The sequence below is a fragment of the Ruegeria sp. YTSA226 genome (assembly GCF_059609905.1).
On record NZ_JBXWMQ010000005.1, the window covers coordinates 19,174 to 43,137 of the forward strand.

The 23,964-nt window shown below is 57.4% G+C and carries 22 protein-coding genes; 13 read left to right on the forward strand and 9 right to left on the reverse strand.

From position 1 onward, the window contains the following. The first annotated feature begins 5 nt into the window (after nt 1–5). The 9 genes from hisD to AC2FFF_RS09215 all read left to right on the forward strand — a co-directional run bounded on the left by hisD (nt 6) and on the right by AC2FFF_RS09215 (nt 8,930). Complete coding sequence (gene hisD, locus AC2FFF_RS09175) at nt 6–1,346, forward strand: histidinol dehydrogenase (protein WP_142639918.1); 1,341 nt, start codon at nt 6–8, stop codon at nt 1,344–1,346. 94 nt (nt 1,347–1,440) lie between these two features. Beyond that, nucleotides 1,441–2,490, forward strand: a complete 1,050-nt coding sequence (locus AC2FFF_RS09180; RefSeq protein WP_281972843.1) for an ester cyclase — start codon at nt 1,441–1,443, stop codon at nt 2,488–2,490. A 1-nt stretch (nt 2,491) separates the two neighbouring features. Then, the gene (locus AC2FFF_RS09185) at nt 2,492–3,259 is read left to right on the forward strand and encodes an SDR family NAD(P)-dependent oxidoreductase (protein ID WP_271949099.1); all 768 of its coding nucleotides are present in this window, start codon (nt 2,492–2,494) and stop codon (nt 3,257–3,259) included. Then, entirely contained in the window at nt 3,259–4,278 is a 1,020-nt protein-coding gene (locus AC2FFF_RS09190) for a LacI family DNA-binding transcriptional regulator (protein ID WP_142639914.1), read from the forward strand. Before AC2FFF_RS09185 ends, AC2FFF_RS09190 begins: the two co-directional genes overlap by 1 nt. Further along, the gene (locus AC2FFF_RS09195) at nt 4,275–5,249 is read left to right on the forward strand and encodes a nuclear transport factor 2 family protein (RefSeq protein ID WP_281972844.1); all 975 of its coding nucleotides are present in this window, start codon (nt 4,275–4,277) and stop codon (nt 5,247–5,249) included. The genes AC2FFF_RS09190 and AC2FFF_RS09195 overlap by 4 nt, the downstream gene beginning before the upstream one ends. 151 nt (nt 5,250–5,400) lie before the next feature. Further along, nucleotides 5,401–6,363 carry a cupin domain-containing protein gene (locus AC2FFF_RS09200; protein WP_281972845.1) on the forward strand — a complete coding sequence of 321 codons (963 nt, stop codon included), beginning with the start codon at nt 5,401–5,403 and terminating at the stop codon, nt 6,361–6,363. A 58-nt stretch (nt 6,364–6,421) separates the two neighbouring features. Then, complete coding sequence (locus tag AC2FFF_RS09205) at nt 6,422–7,546, forward strand: cobalamin-independent methionine synthase II family protein (RefSeq protein WP_142639909.1); 1,125 nt, start codon at nt 6,422–6,424, stop codon at nt 7,544–7,546. Continuing rightward, nucleotides 7,543–8,238, forward strand: coding sequence for an alpha/beta fold hydrolase (locus AC2FFF_RS09210; protein WP_281972846.1), 696 nt, complete (start codon nt 7,543–7,545; stop codon nt 8,236–8,238). The genes AC2FFF_RS09205 and AC2FFF_RS09210 overlap by 4 nt, the downstream gene beginning before the upstream one ends. Beyond that, entirely contained in the window at nt 8,235–8,930 is a 696-nt protein-coding gene (locus AC2FFF_RS09215) for an RraA family protein (protein ID WP_281972848.1), read from the forward strand. Before AC2FFF_RS09210 ends, AC2FFF_RS09215 begins: the two co-directional genes overlap by 4 nt. A 110-nt stretch (nt 8,931–9,040) precedes the next feature. On the opposite strand, the gene AC2FFF_RS09220 is transcribed toward AC2FFF_RS09215, so the two are convergent. The 5 genes from AC2FFF_RS09220 to ugpB are packed head-to-tail and all read right to left on the reverse strand — an operon-like array spanning nt 9,041 to nt 14,141. After that, on the reverse strand, nt 9,041–9,976 hold the full coding sequence (locus AC2FFF_RS09220; RefSeq protein ID WP_496750714.1) for a glycerophosphodiester phosphodiesterase family protein: 936 nt from the start codon (nt 9,974–9,976) through the stop codon (nt 9,041–9,043). Continuing rightward, nucleotides 9,976–11,031, reverse strand: a complete 1,056-nt coding sequence (gene ugpC, locus AC2FFF_RS09225; RefSeq protein ID WP_281972850.1) for a sn-glycerol-3-phosphate ABC transporter ATP-binding protein UgpC — start codon at nt 11,029–11,031, stop codon at nt 9,976–9,978. The genes AC2FFF_RS09220 and ugpC overlap by 1 nt, the downstream gene beginning before the upstream one ends. A gap of 3 nt (nt 11,032–11,034) precedes the next feature. Next, nucleotides 11,035–11,871: a sn-glycerol-3-phosphate ABC transporter permease UgpE gene (gene ugpE / locus AC2FFF_RS09230; RefSeq protein ID WP_281973021.1), complete on the reverse strand. Its 837-nt coding sequence runs from the start codon at nt 11,869–11,871 to the stop codon at nt 11,035–11,037. A 20-nt stretch (nt 11,872–11,891) separates the two neighbouring features. Next, nucleotides 11,892–12,773: a sn-glycerol-3-phosphate ABC transporter permease UgpA gene (gene ugpA, locus AC2FFF_RS09235; protein ID WP_142639899.1), complete on the reverse strand. Its 882-nt coding sequence runs from the start codon at nt 12,771–12,773 to the stop codon at nt 11,892–11,894. 57 nt (nt 12,774–12,830) lie between these two features. After that, nucleotides 12,831–14,141, reverse strand: coding sequence for a sn-glycerol-3-phosphate ABC transporter substrate-binding protein UgpB (gene ugpB, locus AC2FFF_RS09240; protein ID WP_281972851.1), 1,311 nt, complete (start codon nt 14,139–14,141; stop codon nt 12,831–12,833). A 181-nt stretch (nt 14,142–14,322) separates the two neighbouring features. Between ugpB and AC2FFF_RS09245 the strand changes: the two genes are divergently transcribed. Together AC2FFF_RS09245 and AC2FFF_RS09250 are read left to right on the forward strand one after the other, a co-directional pair. After that, the gene (locus AC2FFF_RS09245; RefSeq protein ID WP_281972852.1) at nt 14,323–15,228 is read left to right on the forward strand and encodes a LysR substrate-binding domain-containing protein; all 906 of its coding nucleotides are present in this window, start codon (nt 14,323–14,325) and stop codon (nt 15,226–15,228) included. Nucleotides 15,229–15,467: 239 nt separating this feature from the next. Then, nucleotides 15,468–17,447: a bifunctional 2',3'-cyclic-nucleotide 2'-phosphodiesterase/3'-nucleotidase gene (locus AC2FFF_RS09250; RefSeq protein WP_282021800.1), complete on the forward strand. Its 1,980-nt coding sequence runs from the start codon at nt 15,468–15,470 to the stop codon at nt 17,445–17,447. Between the two features lie 116 nt (nt 17,448–17,563). On the opposite strand, the gene AC2FFF_RS09255 is transcribed toward AC2FFF_RS09250, so the two are convergent. Genes AC2FFF_RS09255 through paaG form a run of 4 tightly spaced genes read right to left on the reverse strand, consistent with a single transcriptional unit; the run spans nt 17,564 to nt 20,712 of the window. Beyond that, nucleotides 17,564–18,160: a TetR/AcrR family transcriptional regulator gene (locus AC2FFF_RS09255; RefSeq protein ID WP_142639893.1), complete on the reverse strand. Its 597-nt coding sequence runs from the start codon at nt 18,158–18,160 to the stop codon at nt 17,564–17,566. A 3-nt stretch (nt 18,161–18,163) separates the two neighbouring features. Then, complete coding sequence (paaK, locus tag AC2FFF_RS09260) at nt 18,164–19,474, reverse strand: phenylacetate--CoA ligase PaaK (protein WP_281972854.1); 1,311 nt, start codon at nt 19,472–19,474, stop codon at nt 18,164–18,166. A gap of 24 nt (nt 19,475–19,498) precedes the next feature. Then, nucleotides 19,499–19,924 (reverse strand): hydroxyphenylacetyl-CoA thioesterase PaaI, encoded by a 426-nt coding sequence (paaI, locus tag AC2FFF_RS09265; protein ID WP_142639944.1) that lies wholly within the window; start codon nt 19,922–19,924, stop codon nt 19,499–19,501. A 2-nt stretch (nt 19,925–19,926) separates the two neighbouring features. After that, nucleotides 19,927–20,712, reverse strand: a complete 786-nt coding sequence (gene paaG, locus AC2FFF_RS09270; protein WP_142639889.1) for a 2-(1,2-epoxy-1,2-dihydrophenyl)acetyl-CoA isomerase PaaG — start codon at nt 20,710–20,712, stop codon at nt 19,927–19,929. A 103-nt stretch (nt 20,713–20,815) separates the two neighbouring features. Here paaG and AC2FFF_RS09275 point away from each other — a divergent pair, with 103 nt between their 5' ends. Both AC2FFF_RS09275 and AC2FFF_RS09280 read left to right on the forward strand, forming a co-directional pair. Beyond that, nucleotides 20,816–22,849 carry an FAD-dependent oxidoreductase gene (locus tag AC2FFF_RS09275; RefSeq protein ID WP_281972855.1) on the forward strand — a complete coding sequence of 678 codons (2,034 nt, stop codon included), beginning with the start codon at nt 20,816–20,818 and terminating at the stop codon, nt 22,847–22,849. A gap of 69 nt (nt 22,850–22,918) precedes the next feature. Continuing rightward, nucleotides 22,919–23,938, forward strand: coding sequence for a TRAP transporter substrate-binding protein (locus AC2FFF_RS09280; protein WP_271949076.1), 1,020 nt, complete (start codon nt 22,919–22,921; stop codon nt 23,936–23,938). The last annotated feature ends 26 nt before the right edge of the window (nt 23,939–23,964 follow it).

Genomic DNA, 23,964 nt, shown 5'->3' on the forward strand with positions numbered 1-23,964 from the left:
GGACAATGGCTATCGAATATCTGAAAAGCGGCAAACCCGAGGCCGACCGGGCCGAAGATGACGCCAAAACCCGCGCTGTCGTTGAAGCGACGCTGAAAGACATCGAAACCCGAGGTGATGCGGCAGTGCGTGATCTGTCGGAAAAGTTTGATAATTACTCGCCGGAAAGCTTCCGCCTGAGCCAGAAACAGATCGACGAGCTGATCGCCTCATTGACCGAACGCGAGCTGGCCGACATCAAGTTCGCTCAGAAACAGGTGATAAACTTCGCCCAGGCGCAGCGCGACTCAATGCTGGATATCGAGGTTGAAACCTTGCCGGGCGTCATCCTCGGCCACAAGAACATTCCGGTGCAGTCTGTTGGCTGTTATGTTCCTGGCGGTAAATTCCCGATGGTTGCGTCGGCGCATATGTCGGTTGCGACCGCTAAAGTCGCGGGTGTGCCTCGCATCATCGCCTGCACGCCGCCGTTTCAGGGCAAGCCCAATGCGGCCGTGATCGCTGCCATGTATCTGGGTGGGGCGCATGAGATCTATGTCATGGGTGGTATCCAAGCGATTGGTGCCATGGCGATCGGAACGGAAACCATTGATCCGGTCCACATGCTGGTCGGCCCCGGGAACGCCTTTGTGGCAGAAGCCAAACGGCAGCTCTTTGGTCGCGTTGGCATCGACCTTTTTGCGGGCCCGACCGAGACCATGGTCATTGCCGACGAAACCGCTGCCGATGCCGAACTTTGTGCGACCGACTTGTTGGGGCAGGCCGAGCATGGCTACAACAGCCCCTGTGTTCTGGTCACCAACTCGCGCAAGCTGGCCGAAGAAACGCTGAGCGAGATCGACCGTATCCTCGGTATCCTGCCTACCGCCGGAACCGCAAAAGTCAGCTGGGAGGAGTATGGGGAAGTCATTGTCTGCGACACTTATGACGAAATGCTGCAAGTTGCCGATGATATCGCCTCTGAGCATGTGCAGGTGATGACCGACCGTGACGACTGGTTCCTGGAAAACATGACCAGCTATGGCGCGCTGTTTCTTGGGGCGCGGACCAATGTTGCAAACGGTGATAAGGTGATCGGCACGAACCACACGCTGCCGACCAAAAAGGCCGGACGTTATACCGGCGGCTTGTGGGTCGGCAAGTTCATGAAAACTCACAGCTACCAGAAGGTTGTTACTGACGAGGCTGCGGCAATGATCGGCGAATACGGCTCACGCCTGTGTATGCTGGAAGGCTTTGTCGGCCATGCCGAGCAATGCAATATTCGCGTCCGGCGTTATGGGGGCATCAACGTACCTTACGGCGAAGGTGCGGCTTATCGCGAGGCTGCAGACGCGTCCTCATAAGAGTGAGGTCATTGCTGCAGAACTTGCGCTTGGGGTTTGCCCGGGCACCACGGGTTTTGAAAGAAAAGCAGATAACACAATGCGAGATTTCGCAATGGACACACATTCTACCCATAAGGCCCTGATCGCGCCATTGCGCGAAGCCATGTATAACTTTGACGAAACCGGCGTCCGAGCTGCACTGCAGGCGGTGATTGCGCCCGATGCCGTCATCCACATGCCCCATCCATTCGGCGACCTGACCGGGCCGCAGGAACTCTATGATGCCTGCTACACACCGCTTTTGAAATCCATGCCCGATCTGGAACGCCGGGATTGGATTGTGATGGGCGGGCCGACGCAACATGGTGATGATTGGGTCTGCTGTGGCGGCCACTACGTAGGCACCTTCGTCGCCCCTTGGTTGGACATCCCGCCGACCGGGCATCTGACCCATATGCGGTTCCACGAATTCTACCGCTTTGAAAATCGCAAAGTTGTCGAAATCCAGGCACTCTGGGACATTCCCGAAGTGATGATGCAGGCGAAGGCCTGGCCGATGGCCCCGTCTTTGGGGCAGGAGTTCTGTATTCCCGGCCCGGCGACGCTGGACGGTATCGTGCGGGGCCCCTGGGATGAGGCAAAATCGAAGGCCTCCTGCGACCATATCGTTTCCATGCTTGAACATCTGGAAAAGCATCCCAGTCAGGGTGGCCCCGAAGTGATGGAGATGGAAAGGTTCTGGCATCCGCGCATGAACTGGTACGGCCCCGCTGGGATCGGCACCGGGCGCGGCATTGCAGGGTTTCGCAACTGGCACCAGATCCCTTTCCTAGGTGGCATGCCGGACCGAGGCAAATACGCCGACGAGATCACCTTTCATTTCTTTGGTGACGGTGATTATGCAGCTGTTACCGGCTGGCCGGACATGATCCAGACCATCACTCATGACGGCTGGATGGGTATCGCCCCTTCTGGCCAGCGCATCACTATGAGATCGTTGGATTTCTGGCGATTGGAAGATGGCCTGATCCGGGAGAACTGGGTGTTGGTCGACCTGCTGGACGTGTACCGGCAACTGGGCGTAGATGTCTTTGCCCGCCTGCGCGAATTCAACAAAGCGCGTGTCGCAGGTGAAATTCCATACCCAGTCGGCGAGGTCTGATATGCTCAATTTTCCCAGTACCCCTAGTTTCAGTCTAGGCGGCAAACGTGCGCTAGTCGCCGGGGCATCGTCGGGCATAGGTCTGGCCTGCGCCGTAGCGCTGGCAGAGCATGGTGCCGAGGTCACATTGGCGGCGCGCCGCGCAAGTGCGTTACAAGAGATAGCCGATCAGATGACTGCCAGGGGATGGTCTGCCAAGGTGCTTGAGATGGATGTCACCGATGTCGCAGGAACTGCCGCGGCTGTCGCCGAAAACGGGCCGTTTGACATCCTTTTGAACTCGGCAGGGTTTGCACGTCATAGCAAGGCGGTCGAAACGGTGCCCGAAGATTTTGACTTGGTCATGAACGTCAATGTCCGGGGGGCCTATTTCCTAACCCAAGCCGTTGCCAAAGGGTTGCTTGAGGCCGGGCGTCCCGGATCGCTGATAAATATCTCAAGCCAGATGGGCCATGTCGGCGGGCAGGAACGCGCGGTCTATTGCGCCTCCAAGTTTGCGGTCGAGGGTTTTACCAAGGCGATGGCGCTGGAATTCGGGCCCGCAAAGATCCGTGTCAACACGATTTGCCCGACTTTCATCCTGACGGATTTGTCCCGGCCTACATTCGCGGACCCGACCAAACGGGCCTGGATTTTGGACAAGATCAAGCTGGGCCGCCCGGGAGAGATTGAGGATATTATGGGCGCGGTAGTGTACCTGGCATCAGAGGCGTCGGCTTTGGTTACAGGAACAGCAATGTTGGTGGACGGAGGCTGGACGGCAGACTGATGGTTACTCAGAAGGTTACATCGTTGGACGTTGCCCGGCTGGCCGGGGTCAGCCAATCCGCCGTTAGCCGGGTCTTTACGCCTGGTGCATCTGCCTCGCAAAAAACGGTCGCGAAAGTGCGCAAGGCAGCGGATGAGCTGGGATATCGGCCAAATTTTCTGGCCCGTGCGGTTGTCTCGGGCAAAAGCCGGATCATTGGACTTGTGGTCGCCTATCTGAACAATCAGTTCTATCCTGAAGCGTTGGAAAAGCTGACAAACAAGTTGCAAGAGCGCGGCTACCACGTGCTGGTCTTCATGGCGTCGCATCAAGCCGGCAACATAGACAACGTGATCGAAGAAATACTGGATTTTCAGGTTGATGGGATTATCGCGGCTTCGGTGGCTTTGTCGTCGGATCTGTCGGATCGTTGTCTGGCTGCCGGTGTGCCGATGGTGCTGTTTAACCGGGTTCAGGACGACCCGGCCATGTCGGCGGTCACCTCGGACAATATCGCGGGTGGGCGCAAGGCTGCCGAATTCCTTTTGGCCGGGGGGCATAAAAAGATCGGGTACATCGCCGGTTGGGAAGGCGCGTCGACCCAGCGCGACCGCGAAGCAGGTTTCAGGGCCGCCTTGCATGATGCGGGGGCGGAACTGCATGCGCGCGGCGTTGGGAACTTCACCAGCGAACAGTCGCGGGCGGCAACGCTTGAGATGTTTGCTTCGGACCCGCCCGACGCCGTTTTTGTGGCCAATGACCACATGGCTATTGCAGTGATGGACACCCTCAGATTCGAGTTGGGCCTAAGGATTCCCGAAGATGTTTCGGTTGTCGGATATGACGATGTGGCCGTTGCAGCATGGCCAACCTATAGCCTGACCACTGTACGACAGCCTGCAAACCGTATGGTTGCCGAAACCGTGGACATTTTGCTGAGCAAAATCGAAGGGCCCGATGTTGGTCCGCACCGATTGGAAATAGATGGACCGCTGATTGTTCGCGGTTCTGCACGTATACCTGAAGGATGGAAGACATGAAGGGATTTGACCCGAAATTCAAAGATTTCCCTGACTATATTATTGGGATCACAAAAGAAATCTGGGAAGATCGGGGCATTGCCACGCTGCACCATTACTATGCACCCGATATCGTGGTTCGATCCCCGGGGTCAGTTGTCGTTGGCAATCAGGGCGTCATTGCCGCTACCATGGCAACGCTTGCCGAGTTCCCCGACCGCACATTGCTGGGTGAGGATGTGATTTGGTCCGGCACACCGGAAAATGGCATGCTGTCCTCGCACAGGCTTTTGTCGACTGCGACCCATCTGGGCGACGGTGTCTATGGGAAGGCTACCGGGAAAAAGCTGGTCTACCGTATCCTTGCTGACTGTCACGCCATCAACAACCAGATCAACGATGAATGGCTGATCCGCGACCAGGGTGCGATTGTCCAACAGATGGGTTGGGACCCAAAAGAATATGCCCGCGATCTGATCGCCCGCGAAGGCGGCCCAGAGGCTTGCGCCCAGCCTTACACGCCGGCGAATGATCAGCCTGGACCTTACAAAGGGCGTGGTAATGACAATGAATGGGGTCAGAAATACGCCGACATTCTGAACCGGGTCATGTCTGCAGACCTGAGCGTGATCAGTGCCGAGTATGACCGCGCCGTGCAATCGGAATATCCGCGCGGCACGACTGGTCACAGCTGGGCTCCGGTCGATCGCTTTTGGATGGGACTTCGCGCCTCTTTCCCGAATGCCGAGTTCAAAATTCAACATCAGATCGGTCGCGATGACCCAATGATGCCGCCTCGCGCCGCGATCCGCTGGTCGCTGCATGGCAAGCATGATGGATGGGGTGTGTTCGGCACGCCGACGGGGGCCGAGGTCTTTGTGCTGGGTATCAGCCACGCCGAATTCGGCCCCTGGGGCCTGCGCCGTGAATACACTCTGTTTGATGAAACGTCGGTCTGGAAACAGATCCTTTTGAAAACCGGTGATCTGTAAAATGTCGCATCGTCTCTCAAATCTGGAGGCTGGGCAGGCCCTGCGGCTTTTTCACGCCCACCGGGCCAGCCTGCGTGCCCGGCGACTGAACAACCGCCCGCCTGGTTTCGGAGTTTGACCGCAGCGAACTCCAACCAAAAGGAAGACTGAAATGAGTACCATCCAAAGCCGCATCGTCCGTTATGGCGAATTGAAACCCTGTAAAACCGCGTTCATCGACGCCCATACCCCGGGGTCAGATCAAAAGGAAAACTTCACCATCATCGGCGGGGGCGTATCTGAAAGCCCCGACCAGCATGTCCACATCACCGACAAGATTGGTTTCAACATCGGTGCCGCAGGCCAACCGCCGAGATGCCGGAACTCTCTGCATAGCCACACCACGGCCGAAGTGTTCTTTGTCGCCAAAGGCCGTTGGCGGTTCTTCTGGGGCAGATACGGATCGGCTGGTGAGTTCATTGCCGAAGAAGGAGACATCTTCAACATCCCGACCGGTATCTTCCGCGGGTTTGAAAATGTGGGGCAGGACTATGGGATGATCATGGCGGTCCTTGGTGGTGACGATGCCGGGGGCGGGGTCACCTGGGCGCCGCAGGTTATTCAGGATGCGCAGGCCCATGGCTTGATGCTGGGAAACAATGGGGTTCTTTACGACAGCAAAAAAGGGGAAACGCTGCCGCATAACGTACAGCCCATGCCCTTGCTGACTGAAGAGCAGTTGAAAGCCTATCCCGAGGTCCCCGTCGAAAATGTGATTGGCAATTACGTGGCCCGCTATTGGGATTTGATGGCGCTGTCATCAAACAAGCCTGCCGTTGTGATCGGTGAAAACGGCCTGATCAAAGACAAGCCGGGTTTCGAGGTTGATTTCCTTGGTCGCGGCTCGTGCGTGTCTGATCCGGTCAAAGCCGAAAAGCCTGTGGTCTTGATGCCGGCCAGTGGCCACTGGCGGATTACGATTGAGGATGTCGAAACAACCCTGACAAATGGGGATACCGCACTGGTTCTGCCCGGCGAAAGCTATGGCGTCACGCCTTCGATGACCGGTGACGCGGGGCTCTATCGCGTTACCGCAACCGAAGATCCGGCAGGTACAACTTGGACAGGTGCATGAAACAAACTGCGCTGCCTTCCGGGCGGCGCAGATTAGACTTGCAGAGGGAGAAGAAGGAATGACCCGCATTTCAACCACACATGTAGGGAGCCTTCCGCGTAGTCAGGAGGTCGTGGATTTCATCTTTGCGCGCGAGCGTGCAGAGCCATTTGACGCGGATGCGTTTGATGCCTGTATGACCTCGGCCGTGTCCGAGACAGTGCGCAAACAGGTCGAAGCCGGGGTCGATATCGTATCGGATGGCGAGACATCGAAGATCTCATACGCCACCTATGTCAAAGACCGCTATACCGGCTTTGACGGGGACAGCCCGCGCAACGCGCCAGCGGATCTGAAGATGTTTCCCGGCTTCCTGAAACGTCTGGCTGATGATGGCGGTACGCCACAATATGCGCGCCCAATGTGTGTGGGTGAGGTGCGGTCAAAAGGGCAAGGTGAACTGCAAAAAGACATCGACAACCTCAAGGCCGCCATGGCCGCGCATGGTGTCGAGCGTGGTTTTATGAACGCGGCCAGCCCGGGTGTCATCTCGCTGTTTCTGCAAAATGATTTCTACCCCACGCGTGAAGCCTATCTGGCTGCACTCGCCGATGCGATGAAGCAAGAGTACGAAACCATTGTGGGGGCCGGTCTGGACCTACAGCTGGATTGCCCCGACCTGGCCTTGTCTCGCCATATGCTGTTCTCTGACCTTTCGGACGAGGAATTTGTCAAAGTCGCCAATTTGCATGTTGAGGCCCTGAACCACGCATTGCAGGACGTTCCCGCTGACAAGGTGCGCGTCCATATTTGCTGGGGCAATTACGAAGGACCGCATTGTTGCGACATTGGAATGGACAAAGTGTTCGGCACGCTGATGTCGACCAAATCCCGCTATGTCCTGTTCGAAACCTCGAACCCCCGTCATGCGCATGAATGGACAGTGTTCCGTGACCGCAAAGCCGAAATACCAGAGGACAAAGTGCTTGTACCTGGAGTTGTCGACACCACGACAAATTTTGTCGAACATCCGGAACTGGTCGCCCAACGTATTGAACGGTTTTCGAATATTGTCGGCCGCGAAAGAGTGATCGCGGGCTCGGATTGCGGATTTGGCACTTTTGCCGGATTTGGTGCGGTTGATCCTGATATCGCCTTTGCCAAGCTTGGATCTCTGGCCGACGGGGCTGCATTGGTCACATGAAACCACTTGTAATGTTGCCCGGCATGATGTGCGACGCCCGGCTTTTTGCCCCGCAGATCGCGGCGCTTTCGAGCAGCAATCCTATCCTCTACGCGCCGATTGGGGGGCATGACACGGTGCAGGCTTTGGCCGCCGAAGTGTTGTCTTATGCGCCCCCGCGCTTTGTCCTTGCGGGTCTGTCCATGGGTGGCATCGTTGCGATGGAAATAATCCGGCAGCAACCGCAGCGCGTCGTCAGCGTGGCGCTGATGGATACCAACCACTTGGCCGAACGGGATGACGTCAAAGCCAGGCGTGGTCCACAAATCGCCTCTGTGTCCAGTGGGGGCTTGGGCCGGGTCATGGCCGAGGAGATGAAACCAAACTACCTGACCGACGGCCCGAACCGCGAGGCAATTCTGAACCTGTGCATGGATATGGCGTTGAGTCTTGGACCGGATGTTTTTATCAACCAGTCCAAAGCATTGCGAGATCGCCCCGACCAAAGCGATACCTTACGCGGTTATACCGGGCAGGCCCTGATCCTGTGCGGGAAAGATGATGCTCTGTGCCCGGTTTCGCGACACGCCTTGATGCATGAACTTCTGCCCAACAGCTGTTTCGAGGTCATCGAGCAGGCAGGGCATTTGCCTACACTTGAACAACCCGAACGGACGACAGCGGCTCTGTGCCGTTGGCTGGAGGCACTATGAAAAAACCCTTGCTGGATCTTTTGAAGTCCGTCGACACCCCCACCGTTTGCAACGCGATCGAGGTGGCGCAAGGCAAGCGGGGGTTCGACAGTTTCACGCGCGGCACAATGCTGTGCTCGGACCCCGATGCGGGGGCAATGGTCGGCTATGCCAGAACCGCGAAAATCGCGGCAGTGAACCCGCCTGAAGACCCCCCCGAGGTGATCCGTCAGCGCCGGATGGATTACTACCGGCACATGGCAACGGGCACAGGCCCGGCTGTCACGGTTGTCGAAGATTTGGATTTCCCGGACTGCATCGGTGCTTATTGGGGTGAGATCAATACCACGGTCCACAAAGGGTTTGGCATCAGCGGTGCGTTGACCAACGGCGTGATGCGGGATCTGGGCGATTTGCCGGATGGGTTTCCGGTTGTGTCGGGCTCGGTCGGTCCAAGCCACGGGTTCGTGCATGTCAAAGAGGTGGGCACCCCGGTGACCATCTTCAGCCTCTCGATCAAGGACGGGGACCTGGTGCATGCGGACCGGCACGGCGCTTTGGTGATCCCGCCCGAAGTGGTGGACAGCCTGGAACAGGCGATCCGCAAATTGCTTGAAACCGAAAAGCTTATTCTTGGCCCAGCACGCGCGTCAGAGTTCGATTTTGAAGCCTTTGAACAAGCATGGGCGGCGTTCGAATCCTCGCGCACGTAGTGCAGCAACAACCGCGCGGCCCAGCTATAGACTAACCCGACAGCGAGGCGATGTGATCCTGAATGGTCCCGTCATTAGCGATGGCGATCGTGTCGGAAATCGCGGCTGGATCACACCCATCTCATGCCCAAATCCGACAGATGCCTTTGAACCCGTCCAGGATAGTCCGAGACGATGGCATCAACGCCCAGATCAATCATCCTGCTGATATCCGCCGGTTCATTGACCGTCCATACGGCTACGCAAAGCCCAAGTTCTTTGGCAAGCGCGACGTCCTCAGATATCACATCTGCGAAATACGGACACCAAAGCGCGCCGCCCGCTTGCTTGACCATTTGCGGGATTTTTTCGCTTTGGCCTCGAAAGTCCGGACAAACGGCCTTGGAGGAATCCTCGCCAACGTCATCGGCATTTTCGGGAAGCTGCGTCAGGTAAGATGCCGGCATGTCAGGTGCCTGCCGCTGACAGACTTCCAACAGGGTCCAGTCAAAGCTGTGCAGCAACACGCGATCGGATAGGCCAGCGGCCCGAACCTGCTGTACCACGCGTTCGACAAAGCGGTCCAGATAGGCCGTGTCATGGGCCAGATCCGGATCAGATTTCAGTTCGAGCATCAGATTGGCTTCGCCGTATTCCGGCCGATTGATCAGATCCAGCAGGACCTGCAGCTTTGGCACGCGAACGCCGTCCAGTTGGGCCTGATCGGGGAACCGTCGACCATAATCCGAGTGTCCGTCCAAGCGCCCGATTTCGAACTGTTGAATCTGGTCGAAGGACAGGGACGAGACTTTGGGTTCTTTTCCGGTCAAAAACTGACCGCTGGCATCCCGAAAGGTCGGCGCGTGCAGCCGATGGTTATGGGTTATGACAGGCACATCATCCGCCGTCAGCACCACGTCAAACTCAAGAAGTGGAACCCCGATGGACAGCGTAAAATCGAAACCGATCATGCTGTTTTCGGGCAGGACGCCGCGTGCCCCCCGGTGCCCTACTACACGGATCAGGTTTTTACCGCCGCGAAACGCCTCGACCTGAGGGAAAGGCATCAGCCCTCGAGCCTTATGCCAGAGGTAGGGTCAAACAGATGCATATGCTCTGGCGCAACAGAAAAACGCATATTGGGATGACGGCCTTCGATCGGATGAACACCCGGAAGGCTGATCGTGATTGCCGCGCCAGAGCCTGACACCTGACCGTGCAACAAAGTATTCGCCCCCAGCGGTTCGGCTATCTGAACTATGACATCGAAGGGCCCGTTTTCATCAAGGAACAGATGCTCTGGTCGTATGCCCAATTTGAACGGGCCATCGGGCCCGCCTGATGGGCCAATCTCGGTATCGTTGATCCTGATCTTTCCGCCCTGGCGCTCTGCATCAAAGGTATTCATCGCCGGGCTGCCGATGAATTGCGCAGCGAACAGCGTCCGCGGCGTCTCATAGACCTCAAGCGGGGTGCCGATTTGCTCGGCAACACCACCGTTCATCACGATCATTCTGTCGGCCATGGTCATGGCCTCGACCTGATCATGGGTCACGTATAGCGAGGTGATACCCAGCTTTTCTTGCAGTTCGCGGATTTCCAGACGCATTTGGACACGCAGCTTTGCATCCAGGTTTGAGAGCGGCTCATCAAACAGGAACACGGCAGGTTCACGGACAATAGCGCGGCCCATGGCAACCCTTTGGCGTTGACCGCCTGAAAGCTGACGGGGCTTGCGGTCAAGCAGCGGCTCAAGCTGCAACAGCTTAGCGGCCTCGGTCACCTTCTGGTCAATCTGAGCCTTGGGCAATCCGGCGATTTTCAGACCATAGCCCATGTTCTGGCGTACCGACATATGGGGGTACAGAGCATAGTTCTGGAACACCATTGCAATGTCCCGGTCCATCGGCTCCTTGTCATTGGCGCGCTCTTCGCCAATCCGGATTTCGCCGGATGTCACAGTCTCAAGCCCGGCCACCATCCGCAGCAAAGTGGATTTGCCGCAGCCGGAGGGGCCCACGATCACGATAAACTCGCCATCCGCGATATCGACGTCGATGCCATGAATGACGTCCGTCGGGCCAAAGCTCTTTTTGACGTTCTCAAGGGATACTGTTGCCATTTCTTATTTCTCGCTATCGACAAGGCCGCGGACAAAAAGCTTTTGCATCGACACCACCACAAGGACCGGTGGGATCATTGCCAGGATCGAGGTCGCCATGATCGTCGGCCAATGGGCAAAATCATCGCCCGAGGGGAACATCTGTTTGATGCCCATCACGATGGTGTTCATCTCGGGGTCGGTCGTGATCAGCAGCGGCCAGAGATATTGGTTCCACCCATAGATGAACAGGATCACGAACAGGGCCGCGATGTTGGTTCGGCTCATCGGGATCACGATATCAATAAAAAACCGCATGGGGCGGGCGCCATCCACGCGCGCGGCCTCGGCCAGTTCGTCCGGGATGGTCAGAAAGAACTGGCGGAACAGGAACGTGGCAGTGGCCGAGGCGATCAGCGGAAAGATCAGCCCCGAATAGCTGTTGAGCATACCAAACCCGGCCACCACCTCGAAGGTCGGGACAATCCGCACCTCAACCGGCAGCATCAGGGTCAGGAAGATCAGCCAGAAAAACGTGTTCCGCCCGGGAAAGCGGAAATAGACGATGGCAAAGGCTGACAGGAGCGAGATGACGATCTTGCCCACGGCAATGCCAATCGCCATCACCAGGCTGTTGAACAGCATCGTTGCGACCGGGACGTTCACGCCTGAGAACAGGGCCGCCTTGTAATTCACCCAGAACTGATCACCTGGCACAACCGGCATCGGGGGCGAAATGATATCGGCCTGCGTGACGGTCGAGGCCACAAAGGCCAGCCAGATCGGGAAGAAGATGACCAGAACGCCAAGGATCATAAACGCATGGGTCAGCCACAGGCCCGCACCACGTTTCTCGACCATTCCATGTTGTTGGGCCGCCATCAGTAATGCACCCTCTTCTCAACATATTTGAACTGGATCACTGTCAGCAGGCCGACAACCACCAGCAGGATGACCGACTGGGCCGAAGACGACCCCAGATCTTGGCCCACAAACCCATCGGAAAAGACTTTGTAGACCAGGATGGTTGTGGCTTGTTGCGGACCCCCTCCGGTGATCGTGTGGATCACGCCGAAAGTTTCAAAGAAGGCATAGACAATGTTCACGACCAGCAGGAAGAACGCGGTCGGCGACAAAAGCGGCAGTACGATGGTAAAGAACCGGCGCCAAAAATGGGCCCCATCAATCGCCGCCGCTTCGATGACCGAGCGAGGCACGGATTGCAGCGCGGCAAAGAAGAACAGAAAGTTATAGCTGATGCGACCCCAGGCCGAGGCGACAACTACCAGCCCCATGGCCTCGGCATCGTTCAGGACGTGGTTCCAGTCATAGCCGAGCTGGCCCAGATACCATGCGACCACACCAACGCGGGTGTTGAACATGAACAGCCACAGCACACCGGCCACGGCAGGGGCAACGGCGTAGGGCCAGATCAGCAGGGTCCGATACACGCCTGATCCTTTGATCAGCCGGTCTGCGATGACCGCCAGAAACAAGGCCGGGATCATCGAGCACAGGGTCACAAGCGTCGAAAACACCGCCGTCGTCACGAATGAGGCGCGGTAGTATTTATCGCTCAGCAGGAATTCGAAATTGCCCAGTCCGACGAACTGAGACGACAGCCCGAACGGGTCGGGAATGAACAACGATTGCCATACGGCCTGACCAGCAGGATAGAAAAAGAAGACGGCGGAAATGATGACCTGCGGGGCGATCAGCGCAAGCGGCAGCAGCCAGCCGCGAAAAATGACGCGTTTTTCCATTCTATTGGCCCACCAGAGTAGAATGCGGGCCCAACGAGGCCCGCATCAGATTACGACTTATTGATTGGCGGATTCGAACCGGCGCAGCAGCGCGTCGCCGCGTTCCTTCGCACTGTCCATCGCCTCTTGAGCCGTCTTTTCACCGGCCCAGATGGCCTCAAGCTCTTCGTCGATGATACCACGGATCTGGTCGAATGATCCCAGACGCAGACCTTTCGAGTTTGCCGTCGGCTCTTTCGCGGTCATCTGGATGACGGCGATGTCAGTGCCCGGGTTTTCGTCATAAAAACCAGACGCTCGGGTCGCCTCACCTGCCTCAGTAGTGATGGGCAAATAGCCGGTGTTCTGGTGCCAGGCCGCCTGAACGTCAGACGAGGACAGGAAGCTGAGGAACTCGCCGACGCCTTTGTATTCATCGGCCTCATGACCTTCCATGACCCACAGTGAGGCACCACCGATGATGGTGTTCTGCGGCTCGGCCGTGACAGCTTCCCAATAGGGCAGTGGGCGCACGTCGAAATCAAACTCGGCTTCGGCTTTGATCCCGGCGTATCCTGCCGAGCTTTCGGTGAACAGGGCGCATTCGCCGGACCGGAAGTTCGCGCCACCTTCGTTGCGGCGGCCCGTGTAGATGAATTTGCCGTCCTTGGCCCAGTCACCCATCGCGGTCAGGTGCGCAACCTGGGCCGGGCCGTTCAGCATCAGCTCGGTATCCAGACCGGCAAAGCCGTTATCCTGCGAGGCGAAGGGGACGTCGTGATAGGCTGACAGGTTCTCAAGATGAATCCAGCTTTGCCATGCAGTGACTAACGGGCAATCTTCACCACCGGCCTTGAGCTGATCCAGCGTGTCCCCGACCTTTTCCCAGGTCGACAGATCGGTGTCGGGATCAACGCCCGCCGCTTCGAACGCGTTGCGGTTGACCCATAGAACCGGCGTGGACGAGTTGAAGGGCAGGGACAGCATGTCGCCATCTGTGGTCGTATAATACCCTTTGACCGAGCCGATATAGGCGTCCGGATCAAATGACGCACCGCTTTCAGCCATCACCTCATAGACCGGTTTGATCGCGCCCTGGGCCGACATCATAGTTGCGGTGCCAACCTCGAATACCATCAGGATCTGCGGTTGTTCACCGGCGCGGAACGCGGCGATGCCTGCATTCAGGGTTTCCGAATAGTTGCCCTTGTGGCTTTCAACCACGACATATTCATCCTGGCTGGCGTTGAATTCTTCAACCTGAGCTTTCACAAGCTCACCTAGGCGGCCGGTAAAGGCATGCCAGAACTGAACTTCGGTTTGCGCCATTGCCGCGATCGGGGACAAGGCTGTCGATACGGCAAGAGCGCCAAGCAATTTCGTTTTCATGATTCCTCCCATGCATCAAAGGCGATGCTTCGTTGAATACCGAGCGCTACGCGTAATCGGCACACATGACGATTTCACGACGTTAACGTTACAGAAATATAATTCAAGCCTGATTTTCTGGCAAAAAATATAATACGATGTTATGAAGTGACCGAGATTTGCAGCAAAAACAGGACGCTCCATGAGCCAAACCCTGAGAATTAGGCAGCTTGAGGCACTTATGGCGGTGACCGTCAATGGCTCGGTCACTGCCGCCGCTTTTGATCTGGGGGTCAGCCAGCCTGCGGTCAGCAGGTTGCTTTCAGACTTGGAAAAATCGCTTGGGTTTCAACTGTTCGACCGCCGAGAAGGTCGATTGGTTCCGACGCAAGAGGTCCGCTATCTGCAACCTAGCGTAGAGCGCGTGCTGGAATTGATGCGGCAGATCTCGGATGTCAGTCAGGACATCACGCAACGCAAAGCCGGGCATATTCGCGTCGCCTGCCTTCCTGGCTTCGCCACCAGTCACTTACCAGATGTTGTAGCCGGATTTCTGAGCGACCGGCCTGGCGTCACCATGACGATAGAGCCGGATCGGCCCGAGCGCATCCTGGAGTGGATGATCGGCGAGCAATATGATTTCGGAATCACAGATGGGTTTAATGGCCACCCGGCTGTCGAAAGCACCCATATTGATATCCGCACAGTTTGCGTCTTTCCCGCAGGCCATGCGCTGGAAGACCTTTCGACCGTGACACCGGCAGATATTGCCGATCAGAAGATCATCCACACCCGGCGCGACAGCGACTTTTTCGCACGCCTGTCGCGTGCATTTCAAAACTCGAATGTCGAACTGAACTCGCATATCGAGGTTCGGCAATTCACGGCCGCTTGCGAATTGGTGGTGAAGGGCGTTGGGGTGTCTGTCGTTAGCGAACTGGACGCAGTACAATATCAGAACAGGGGGTTGAGCTATCGGTCTTTCAGGCCATTTCTGCCTCATACGCTGTCGCTGGTGCGACCGGTTTTGAAGCAACCATCGCTGGTCACGCTGGAATTCATAGAACAGTTCAGCGACAGCCTTGGACCTTTCATCGCCGATCCTTAGCTGGATACAGCAGAAAGCGTTGCCCGATTGATTGCCTGAACGCGGCTTTGGGCATTGGCAAAATTTTACAAAAATCGAATTGAGACCCCGGGATTGCTTTACGCGCCCTGAAACTTGTGGGCAAACTGACTTGGTTCATGCCCAGTTCGACGCGTGGCAGGACCTGCCAGCCAGTGTCACACCACTGTTTCGCAGGGCCTGCACAAGTCGCGTCGACAAACGAAAATGAAAGGTGTCACATGCCATTTTCCAACCCCAGCTTGATGTCCCGCCGTCAGTTCCTTGCGACCACCACCGCCAGCGCCGCGGCCATTACACTTCACCCTTTTTCTGCGGCGGCTGCCAATAATCAGGCGCATTTACGGATAATGGAGACGACGGACATTCATGTGCATGTCTTCCCTTATGATTATTACGCCGACAAGCCTCGCGACACGGTAGGCCTCTCCCGCACCGCTTCGATCATCAACGGCATCCGGTCCGAGGCGACGAATTCTCTGCTGGTCGATAACGGAGACTTTCTGCAGGGCAACCCAATGGGCGATTACATCGCCTATGAGCGGGGGATGAAAGAGGGCGACAGCCACCCGATTATCACCGCCTTCAACACAGTCGGTTATGACGCCGCCACATTGGGCAATCACGAATTCAACTACGGTTTGGACTTTTTGGAAAAGGCGCTTGCTGGCGCGGATTTCCCGATTGTACTGGCCAACGTCGCAAAGGAACAGGGGGCAAACCCGCGTGAGGATAAAACGCTGGTCAAACCCTATGCGATTCTCGACCGCCAGATTGAAATGGGCGATGGCAGCAAACACCCGATCAAGGTCGGCGTCATTGGGTTTACGCCGCCGCAGGTCATGAACTGGGACCGCAAGCATCTCGAAGGCAACGTGCAGGCCCGCGACATTGTCGAGACAGCGCAGGCCTATGTGCCTGAGATGAAAGAGCAGGGCTGCGACTTGATCATCGCGCTTTCGCATTCGGGGATTGGCGATGCCGACCATTCCGACGGTATGGAAAACGCCTCGGTTGTGCTGGCCGGTGTTGACGGGATTGACGCGCTGGTGACCGGTCACAACCACCTTGTTTTCCCGTCCGAGACATTTGCCGACCGTCCCGGTATTGACGTTGCAAAAGGGACGTTGATGGGCAAACCCGCCGTCATGGGCGGGTTCTGGGGATCACATCTTGGCCTTCTGGACCTGCTGCTGGAGCGCGATGGGAACGAGTGGCGTGTGGTGACCACAACGTCTGAGGCGCGCCCGATTTCGGTTCGCAACGAAGATCGCTCGATCACGGCGCTGGTCGAGGACGATCAGGCCGTGCTGGCCTCGGTCGCGAAAGATCACGACGAAACACTAGCCTATGTGCGCCGTGCGGTCGGCAAGACGTCGGCCCCGCTGCACAGCTATTTTGCGCTGGTAGCGGATGATCCATCTGTACAGATCGTGTCGATAGCGCAGAAATGGTACGTCGAAGAAATGATGAAGGGCACGGAACATGAAGGCCTGCCCATTCTGTCAGCCGCGGCGCCTTTCAAGGCCGGCGGTCGTGGTGGCCCGGAGTATTACACCGATGTCCCGGTGGGTGACGTTGCCATCAAGAATGTGGCCGACCTTTATCTATATCCCAACACCGTTCGCGCCGTACGGGTGAACGGAGCGCAGGTCCGAGGTTGGCTGGAGAGGTCTGCCGGAATGTTTAATCAGGTCGAACCGGGCGCAAGCGACGCGGTCCTGCTGAACCCAGAGTTTCCGTCCTATAATTTCGACGTGATGGACGGCGTCACCTATCAGATCGACCTGTCCCAGCCATCGCGGTTTGGACCCAAGGGTGAAGAGGTCAACCCTGGCGCGGCCCGGATCGTGGACCTTGCCTTCAATGGTTCTCCGGTCACGGATGACATGGAGTTCATTATCGCAACCAACAATTACCGAGCGTCCGGTGGCGGATCTTTCCCCGGCGCGATGGGCGACACGGTTGTGTTCGAGGCGCCGGACACCAACCGCGACGTGATTGTCCGCTATATCGTCGAACAGGGCACGATTGACCCCAAAGCAGATGCCAACTGGTCGTTTGCGCCGCTGGACGGCACCACGGTCCTGTTCGAAACAGGCCCGAAGGCGCGTGACTATATGAGTGACGTCAAAGGTGTTTCGATTGAGGATGCCGGTGAGGGCGCAGATGGCTTTGCGGCCTTCCGCATCCAGCTGTAACAGATTGAAAGCAGGCTTATCCCCCTATTTCTGACCCAATGGTATGGATCGGAATTGGGGGGTGAGCCAAAATTATTCTGTTAGGCAACTGTCCTGCGAAGCGGCCCGTCCTGGGTCTAGAGTTTGCGTATTCCGTGGAGCGTTAGGGTGCTGACCAGATCAGCGTAATCCTCACGTGCTTTGGTGCCTGCGCCTGTGTTCCACATATAATACCAGTTCAGCATGCCAAAAACTGACATCGTGGCACCGCGCAGCTTGTCCTTGTCATCGCCAAACGAGTCCGGAGACAGGTCTTTCAGGATGTCCCGGACGAAATTCACTAGATCCAGCTGATACCCTCGTAAGAGCTTTTGCTGATCGTCGCGCAGGGCGTTCATGCCGCTGATCTGCACTCGGTGTTCATCATCCGCACCCTGATAAGCGAACAGGATCTCACGAACGGTCTTTCGCAGCTTTTGCTCGGGTGTAAGACCCGTCAGATCGACCTCGCAAATGCGGTCGCGCAGCTCGCGCAGATAGGTTTCGAGGATGTCATACAGGATGGCATCCTTACTGTCGTAATAGTGGTAAATGTTAGCCTTGGAGATTCCGCACTCATTGGCCAAAAGGGTCATCGAAGCGCGATCAAACCCCTGGTCGGCAAATACTTTGGCTGCCGTTTTCAGGATTTGTTCCCGCTTTTGGTCGTGGTCTTTTGCGATTGTCCGGGCCAAGGCTTAATCCTTATCGCGGTTGTCGATGACGCGCTTCGCCTTGCCCTGAGAGCGTTCGACGTCGCCCGGCTCACCTACAACAATTTCGGTTGAAACTCCAACGATGTCCTTGATGCGTTTGGTCAGCATCCGGGCGGCCGCCGTCTTGGACATTTCATCGGTAGATCCCGGAGAGGCTTCGACAAAGACCCGCATGGCATCCATCCGGCCGGATTTATACAGCTCGACCTGGTAATAAGGCGCAAGGCCTCCGGTCGCCATGACCTGTTCCTCGATCTGGCTGGGAAAGACATTGACGCCGCGCAGGATCATCATGTCGTCGCTGCGGCCGGTGATCTTGGCCATGCGACGCATGGAGCGGGCCGTTCCGGTCAGCAGGCAGGTCAGGTCGCGCGTGCGATAGCGGATCATCGGCAGCCCTTCTTTGGTCAGGGTGGTAAAGACCAGCTCACCAGTTTCACCGTCGGGCAGTACTTCGCCGGTGGCGGGGTCGATGATTTCTGGCAGAAAGTGATCTTCCCAGATCACAGGGCCATCCTTGGTTTCGACGCATTCGCTGGCAACGCCGGGCCCCATGATTTCCGACAGGCCATAGATGTCGACCGCGTGCATGTCGAATGCAGCCTCGATTTCCGAGCGCATCGCGTCGGTCCAGGGCTCCGCGCCGAAGATACCAACCTTCAGAGAGCTTTCGCGCGGATCAAGGCCCACCTTATGGAATTGTTCGAGGATGTTGAGCATGTAGGATGGGGTCACCATGATCCCATCGGGTTGAAAATCTGTGATTAAACCAACTTGTTTTTCGGTTTGTCCGCCGCCCATCGGAACCACGGTCGCCTCTAGACGTTCGATGCCGTAATGCGCGCCCAGACCCCCGGTGAACAGGCCATAGCCATAAGCGTTATGCACGATATCGCCCTTGCGCAGACCTGCGGCCCGCAGCGACCGAGCACCCAGATCGGCCCAGTTGTCGATATCGCCTTTGGTATAGCCCACAACGGTTGGCTTGCCGGTTGTCCCGGATGAGGCATGCAGCCGAACCAGTTGGCTGCGCGGCACGGCGAACATGCCGAACGGGTAGTTGTCACGCAGGTCGTTCTTGTAGGTGAAGGGAAATTTCGAAAGGTCAGATAACTGTTGCAGGTCATCCGGATGCACGCCGGCATCGTCGAAGCGCTGGGTGTATATTGGCACATTTTCGTAAGCGTGACGCAGGGACCATTTCAGACGCTCCAACTGGGTGGCGCGGATTTCGTCAACCGAGGCGATCTCGATCGGGTCCAGGTCAGCTTTGTTAGGGGACAGGTCCTCCATCGCGTTACTCCTTCGGTCGCGAAGCTATTCTTGAAAATTCGTGCCACCAATCGCGCGGGACATGCCGCGGAATTCGGCGACCACGTTGCTGTCTTGATTGGTGACGCGCACGTCATAGATGCCGCTGCGACCCGTAACCGAGACCTCGGTCGCGGTGGCCGTCAGGCGATCCCCCAGCTTGCCGGGGGCGAGATAGCTCATCATCGTGTGCTGGCCAACGGTCGCGTGATTACGGCTGTTGCAGGCAAAGGCGAAGGCGCTGTCGGCCAGGGCATGGGTCACGCCGCCATGGCACATGCCGTGCCCATTACAGTGATGCGCAACGACGGTCAGCGCCAGAACTGCGCAGCCTTCGTCCACCTCGACAAGCTCCATGCCAAACCATTTGCTGGCTTCGTCACTCGCCCACATCGCAGCGGCTGATTTGCTGGCACGTTCCTTTGGTGTCATCGTCATTTACCCTGAAAATTGGGCGCGCGCTTTTCAAGAAAGCTGGACACGCCCTCGGCATAATCCGCGCTTTCGCCGCAGATTTTCATCGCATCAGCCTCGAGTTCCAGATGAACAGACAAAGAGGTCGTCGCCGCTGCTTGGATACAGTGTTTGGTCTTGCCCAACCCAAGGGTCGGGCCATTGGCCAGTTGATCAGCCAGCGTACGAGCCTCTGCTAATAGCTGATCGTCGGGTATGGCTTTCCAGATCAGGCCCCAGTCTTCGGCCTGTTTGGCGGGCAGGGGCTGTGCGGTAAAGGCCAGCCCTTTGGCGCGCGCCTCGCCCAAAAGGCGGGGCAGGTGCCAGCTGCCGCCAGTGTCCGGTATCAGGCCGACCTTAGAAAAGCTCTGGATGAATTTCGCGCTTTCCGCTGCCAGAACCATGTCGCAGGCCAGTGCCAGATTGGCCCCGGCGCCGGCAGCGACACCATTCACCGCGCAGATGATAGGGAAGTTCAGCGACCGGATCAGCCGCACCAAAGGGGCATAGAAACTGCGGACGGTCTTGCCCAGATCCGGCGGCCCGTCCATTTTCGACGGATCGCGGTCGCCAAGGTCCTGGCCGGCACAAAAGCCACGCCCGGCGCCCGTCAGCAGCACTGCCCGCGCGCCTGTATCGCGCGCGGAATTCAAGGCAGCCTGAAGCGCATGATGCATGTCTTCGTTGAACGAATTCAGCTTGTCTGGACGGTTCAACGTAATCTCGACCCAGTTCCCGTGATTTTCTACAAGAATCGTATCGCTCATCACTGCCTCGGCCGGTATCGTTTCAACTTTATGATTGCATTAACCGAACGGTTGGTCAATATATAAACGCAAGCCGAATCTGAGCAAATCAAAGGGATGGGTTATGGCAAAATCGCCGGTGGTGAGCGTTGAGCGGAAGGGTGACGTTGCCTGGGTAACGATCAACAATCCGCCAGTGAACGCGACATCCGCTGCGGTGCGTCAGGGGTTGGCCGACGCGGTAGGTGCCATCAAAGGCGCGCGCGTGGCTGTCCTGCGATGTGCGGGTAAAACCTTTGTTGCCGGTGGCGATATGTCAGAGTTCGACGCCCCACCGGTTGAGCCACATCTGCCTGACGTAGTACAGATGATCGAAGACAGTGAAGTTCCCTTTATCGCCTGCATGCACGGTACTGTTCTGGGCGGCGGGTTCGAGATTGCCATGGCTTGCGCTTGGCGCATTGCCGCGTCGGGCACCAGATTTGGTCTGCCAGAGGTCAATGTCGGCCTGATCCCCGGGGCAGGGGGCACCCAGCGTATTCCCCGTCTTGTGGGGATGGAGGCCGCGATTGACATGGCCTGCCGGGGAGAGATCCTGACTGCAGAAACGTTACTAGGGCTGGGTGGCCTTGATCTTGTCGCTGAACAGCCTGAGGCTGCCGTTGAGGCCTTTGCGGCCGAACTGCCGCAGCGACCAGTGCCAGTCAGTCAGCGTAGCCTCACCAGCTTTGCACCGGACCTGATCGAGGTTTCGCGCGCGGAACTTTTGAAACGGTCAAAGGGTCAGCAGTCTCCGCTGGAAAATCTGACGGCATTGGGGTGGGCGACCGAACCCTTTGCCGATGCCTTGCCAAAAGAGCGCGTCCGCCATTTGGCCCTGCGCCAAGGTGCCGAAAGCCGAGCCCTTCGCCATGCTTTCTTTGCCGAACGGAGCGTGTCCAAACCTTCTTTGATCAGAGGCGTAACCCCGCGCGACATCAGCCGTATCGCGGTGGTCGGCGGCGGTCTGATGGGGGCCGGGATTGCAACCGCCGCCCTGAATGGGGGGTTTTCTGTCACGTTGATTGAGCAGAACGCCGAAGCCGCCGCGGCGGCCTTTGGGCGTGTTAAGGGTCTGCTCGAAGGCGCTGCCAAACGGGGAAAGCTGACTGAGGCGCAGATGCAGAGCCGTCTGAGCGCCTTTCGCGCCGTTGACAGCTATGCCGACGCACGGGATGCGCAACTGGCCATTGAGGCGGTGTTCGAGGACATATCTGTCAAACAGCAGGTTTTCGCGGAACTCGCCCGGCATATGGACACAAACGCAATTCTTGCCACCAACACATCTTATCTGGATCCAAACCAGATTTTCGCCGGTATCGACAGTCCGGCCCGCTGTATAGGTCTACATTTCTTCAGCCCAGCCCATGTCATGAAACTGCTTGAAATCGTACATACCGGGTATTCGGACCCAGAGGTCATCGCCACCGGATTTGCGTTTGGCAAAAAGCTGGGCAAAGTGGCGGTCCTATCGGGCATTTGCGATGGCTTTATCGGCAATCGCATGCTGGCCGCCTATCGGCGCGAGGCTGATTATCTTCTGGCAGATGGTGCGCTGCCTTATCAAGTGGATCAGGCCATGCGCGACTTTGGTATGCCCATGGGTCCGTACGAATTGCAGGATCTGACCGGTCTTCAGATCTCATGGGCCAATCGCAAGCGCAATGCCGCAACACGCCCACCGGATGAGCGCTATGTCTCTGTGGCCGACCAGCTTTGCGAGATGGAGCGTTTCGGGCAGCGGTCCGGAAAAGGCTGGTATAGTTATGATGACGGCGACCGTACGCCGATCCGTGATACACAGGTCGAGGCTTTGATCGAAGCCAACTCGGCTGAACATGGCATCACCCGGCGCGCGTTTGCGAGCACCGAGATTTCGTCGCGCTTGATGGCGGTACTTGCGAATGAGGGCGCATTGATCATCGAAGAGGGTATCGCCGAAAACGCGATGGCCGTGGATCTGGTCCAGATCCATGGCTACGGATTCCCGCGCTGGCGCGGGGGGCCGATGAACTATCGAGATGAAATTGGGGCGCAGCTGTCGCGGGAAATAATGGAGACCGTCGCCTCTGAAAGCCCCGGGTCTTGGAGGATTGCGAGGCAGACCACATCACCATGACTATTGATGGTTACAAAACGGACTATTAACGCAGATTCAATGTATGTTTCAGAGGGAGGAGACAAAACCATGAAATTCAACAGTTTGAGCACGCTATTGGCCTCAGCCGCCTTGGCCGTTTCGGGCACCGTGGCGCTGGCCGCAGATTATACGCTGACCATATCCAGCTGGGCACCGCCGACCCACGGTATCAACGCGAAGATGTGGCCAAAATTCGTGGAAATGGTTGAAGAGGCCACAGACGGTCAGGTCACCGCCGAACTGAAGTTGGGCATCGCGCCGCCACCAGCACAGATGGATCTGATCATGGATGGCGCGGCGGATGCCTCGATCATTTTCCACGGCTACCAGCCGGGGCGCTTTGTCACCACAAAGATGATAGAACTGCCCGGATATGAAGGCTCGGCAGAGGCCGCATCGGTTGCATATTGGCGCACCTATGACGCGCATCTCAAGGCCGCGGACGAGCATCGCGGCGTGAAAGTGATCGCCCTGCATACGCATGGTCCGGCGCAGCTGCATTCCAGCAGCGCGGTGACCACGCTGGATGAAGTGTCGGGCCTCAAGGTCCGTATCCCGGGTGGGGTTGGCGGTGACGTCGGCACAGCGCTTGGCGCGACCGGCATCCAGGTGCCTGCACCGAAAGTCTATGAGACCCTTGCTTCGAAAGCAGCCGATGGCGTTGTCATGCCGTTTGAATCCCGCAAGGGTTTTAAGCTGACCGAGGTTGCCCAGAACGTTTACGAGGTTCCGGGCGGTCTGTATCGCGGGTCGTTTGCCTTCATCATGAACGAAGAAACGTTTGCCGACCTGCCCCCTGAGCTGCAGCAGGCGCTGGAGGAGAATGTGTTTGGTGAACCGTTGAGCCGCGAAATCGGCAAGATCTGGGACGAGATCGACGGGATCGGCCGCGAGGCGACCGAAGCCACTGAGGGCAACGCAATCAACGCGGCCTCGGCGGAAGATCTGGAAAAATTCAACGCGATCGCCGTTGATGTCCGCGCCAAGGTGATTGACGAGGTTAACGGCACCGGTGTTGACGCACAGGCGGCCTATGACATGATCGTAAATGAAATGGCTGCCCAGTAACGCAGTCCGGCTGGCGGGGTCTCTTC

What these genes read in the sequence shown, in the direction of transcription:
- hisD (WP_142639918.1), top strand. Translation starts at nt 6, where the DNA reads ATGGCTATCGAATATCTGAAAAGCGGCAAACCCGAGGCCGACCGGGCC.
- AC2FFF_RS09180 (WP_281972843.1), top strand. Translation starts at nt 1,441, where the DNA reads ATGGACACACATTCTACCCATAAGGCCCTGATCGCGCCATTGCGCGAA.
- AC2FFF_RS09185 (WP_271949099.1), top strand. Translation starts at nt 2,492, where the DNA reads ATGCTCAATTTTCCCAGTACCCCTAGTTTCAGTCTAGGCGGCAAACGT.
- AC2FFF_RS09190 (WP_142639914.1), top strand. Translation starts at nt 3,259, where the DNA reads ATGGTTACTCAGAAGGTTACATCGTTGGACGTTGCCCGGCTGGCCGGG.
- AC2FFF_RS09195 (WP_281972844.1), top strand. Translation starts at nt 4,275, where the DNA reads ATGAAGGGATTTGACCCGAAATTCAAAGATTTCCCTGACTATATTATT.
- AC2FFF_RS09200 (WP_281972845.1), top strand. Translation starts at nt 5,401, where the DNA reads ATGAGTACCATCCAAAGCCGCATCGTCCGTTATGGCGAATTGAAACCC.
- AC2FFF_RS09205 (WP_142639909.1), top strand. Translation starts at nt 6,422, where the DNA reads ATGACCCGCATTTCAACCACACATGTAGGGAGCCTTCCGCGTAGTCAG.
- AC2FFF_RS09210 (WP_281972846.1), top strand. Translation starts at nt 7,543, where the DNA reads ATGAAACCACTTGTAATGTTGCCCGGCATGATGTGCGACGCCCGGCTT.
- AC2FFF_RS09215 (WP_281972848.1), top strand. Translation starts at nt 8,235, where the DNA reads ATGAAAAAACCCTTGCTGGATCTTTTGAAGTCCGTCGACACCCCCACC.
- AC2FFF_RS09220 (WP_496750714.1), bottom strand. Translation starts at nt 9,976, where the DNA reads ATGCCTTTCCCTCAGGTCGAGGCGTTTCGCGGCGGTAAAAACCTGATC.
- ugpC (WP_281972850.1), bottom strand. Translation starts at nt 11,031, where the DNA reads ATGGCAACAGTATCCCTTGAGAACGTCAAAAAGAGCTTTGGCCCGACG.
- ugpE (WP_281973021.1), bottom strand. Translation starts at nt 11,871, where the DNA reads ATGGTCGAGAAACGTGGTGCGGGCCTGTGGCTGACCCATGCGTTTATG.
- ugpA (WP_142639899.1), bottom strand. Translation starts at nt 12,773, where the DNA reads ATGGAAAAACGCGTCATTTTTCGCGGCTGGCTGCTGCCGCTTGCGCTG.
- ugpB (WP_281972851.1), bottom strand. Translation starts at nt 14,141, where the DNA reads ATGAAAACGAAATTGCTTGGCGCTCTTGCCGTATCGACAGCCTTGTCC.
- AC2FFF_RS09245 (WP_281972852.1), top strand. Translation starts at nt 14,323, where the DNA reads ATGAGCCAAACCCTGAGAATTAGGCAGCTTGAGGCACTTATGGCGGTG.
- AC2FFF_RS09250 (WP_282021800.1), top strand. Translation starts at nt 15,468, where the DNA reads ATGCCATTTTCCAACCCCAGCTTGATGTCCCGCCGTCAGTTCCTTGCG.
- paaK (WP_281972854.1), bottom strand. Translation starts at nt 19,474, where the DNA reads ATGGAGGACCTGTCCCCTAACAAAGCTGACCTGGACCCGATCGAGATC.
- paaI (WP_142639944.1), bottom strand. Translation starts at nt 19,924, where the DNA reads ATGACACCAAAGGAACGTGCCAGCAAATCAGCCGCTGCGATGTGGGCG.
- paaG (WP_142639889.1), bottom strand. Translation starts at nt 20,712, where the DNA reads ATGAGCGATACGATTCTTGTAGAAAATCACGGGAACTGGGTCGAGATT.
- AC2FFF_RS09275 (WP_281972855.1), top strand. Translation starts at nt 20,816, where the DNA reads ATGGCAAAATCGCCGGTGGTGAGCGTTGAGCGGAAGGGTGACGTTGCC.
- AC2FFF_RS09280 (WP_271949076.1), top strand. Translation starts at nt 22,919, where the DNA reads ATGAAATTCAACAGTTTGAGCACGCTATTGGCCTCAGCCGCCTTGGCC.